Source organism: Kitasatospora sp. NE20-6 (assembly GCF_045862635.1).
On the sequence record NZ_BPRL01000157.1, the window covers coordinates 1 to 1,717 of the forward strand.

Here is a 1,717-nt window from a genome sequence, read left to right on the forward strand (position 1 = left end):
TTGTCTCAGTTGATCTGGTCCCTGAGGCCCCGGTGCCCGACGCGTGCGGACCGGAGGCCAAGTGGCTTGGGAATCCGCAGCGGGGATTCTCGCAGTAGACAGCGGCGTCAGGCTTGGCGGGCAGAGGTGGTGAGCCGGTCGGCGAGCGCGAGGACGAGGTCTCGGAGTTCGTCGGGTTGCTCGATGACGAACGGCCGGTCGAGCGAGGCAAGGACGGGAGGCAACCAGTCGAGTTGCTCTGCTCTCAATTCGACGTGGATCCAACGCTCGGTGTGCGGATCTGTGCCTTCCGCGGGCGCGGGCTCCTCCACGCTCGCGACGCTGGCGGGAAGTCGGGCGCGGATCTGTTCGACCGTCCCATGGATCCGCAGGGTCACTTCGTGCCGGTACGCGGCCTTGGCGAGCCCTGACAGGACGCGCTGTGCCGGATCGAGTCCAGCGGGCGCCTCGAACGAGCCGGGCAGGGTCCTCGCGTCCGCGATGCGATCGAGCCGGAAAGTCCGGTCCAGGCCGACCTCGGGATCGGTGCCCGTGACGTACCACCGGCCCGCATGGGTGACGATCCCGTACGGGTGCAGCGTACGTTCGCTTCGTCGGCCGTCTCGGGTGGTGTACCTGATCGAGATCGGGCGGCGATGGCGTACCGCATCGGCAATGGCGAGCAGGACCCCTGTCTCCGGGGTGGCCAACTCCCCGGGCGGAGCCGTGAAGGCGAGAGATTCCATGACGGCGTCGAGCCGACGGGCCAGACGCTCGGGCAGTGCCCGGCGGATCTTGGCCGCTGCCGTCTCACCCGCGGTCTCAGTCGCCGTCAGCAACCCCGTCCTGCGGCCGGCGACGAGCCCGAGCAGCACGGCGAGCGCCTCGTCGTCGTTGAGCATGAGCGGAGGCAGGCGGTACCCGGGGGCGAGCCGGTACCCGCCATAGCGGCCACGGACCGCCTCGACGGGGATGTCGAGATCGACCAGGTGGTCCACATACCGCCGCACGGTGCGCCCGTCAACGCCGAGCCGGTCGGCGAGTTCGGCCACCGTTCTGATGCCGCCCGACTGCAGAAGTTCCAGGAGAGCGAGCACGCGGCCAGTAGGTCGAGCCATGTCCACAAGCCTAGCGTTGATACCGGACTGATTCTGTCCACTATTTGCTCTAGCGTCCGAGGGGCAACGGCTTCCAACCTGAGGAGAGCTCCATGGACTTCGTTTCGATCCGGATCATCACCGGCGACGTCGCGCGCCTCGTCGACTTCTACGAGCGAGCCACCGGAGCGCGGGCGGACTGGTCCACCGAGGACTTCGCCGAACTGCGGACCGCCAGCGCGACCCTCGCGATCGGCAGCACCCGCACCGTGGCACTGTTCGCACCCGGCTCCGCCCGCCCGGCCGACAACAACACCGTGATCATCGAATTCCTCGTCGCCGACGTGGACGGCGTGTACCGGAACCTGGCCGATCTCGTCGCCGACTTCGTGACCGAGCCCACCACAATGCCCTGGGGCAACCGGTCGCTCCTGCTCCGCGACCCCGACGGCAACCTCGTCAACTTCTTCACCCCTGTCACGCCGGCGGCCATCGAAAAGTTCGCCCGCTGACAACAGCGCGGCCACCCGGGCGGTGGTCAGTCCAGACGGCACGTTCCATACGGACCCGATCATCTGAGACGCCGAGTGAATCGGACCAGATCATTCGAGACCGGGACCAGATCGAGTGAGACGGGACAG

Annotated in this window: 2 protein-coding genes; one reads left to right on the forward strand and one right to left on the reverse strand. The window is 67.8% G+C overall.

The window, feature by feature from the left end; all coding sequences use genetic code 11:
- Nucleotides 1–107: 107 nt before the first annotated feature.
- Nucleotides 108–1,097, reverse strand: a complete 990-nt coding sequence (locus SNE206_RS39930) for a helix-turn-helix transcriptional regulator (protein ID WP_407918498.1) — start codon at nucleotides 1,095–1,097, stop codon at nucleotides 108–110.
- 92 nt (nucleotides 1,098–1,189) lie between these two features.
- On the opposite strand from SNE206_RS39930, the gene SNE206_RS39935 reads away from it, so the two are divergent.
- Nucleotides 1,190–1,588: a VOC family protein gene (locus SNE206_RS39935; RefSeq protein ID WP_407918499.1), complete on the forward strand. Its 399-nt coding sequence runs from the start codon at nucleotides 1,190–1,192 to the stop codon at nucleotides 1,586–1,588.
- Nucleotides 1,589–1,717: the final 129 nt, after the last annotated feature.

Excerpts from the sequence above, each read along its gene's own strand:
- SNE206_RS39930 (WP_407918498.1), bottom strand. The coding sequence starts at position 1,097 with ATGGCTCGACCTACTGGCCGCGTGCTCGCTCTCCTGGAACTTCTGCAG.
- SNE206_RS39935 (WP_407918499.1), top strand. The coding sequence starts at position 1,190 with ATGGACTTCGTTTCGATCCGGATCATCACCGGCGACGTCGCGCGCCTC.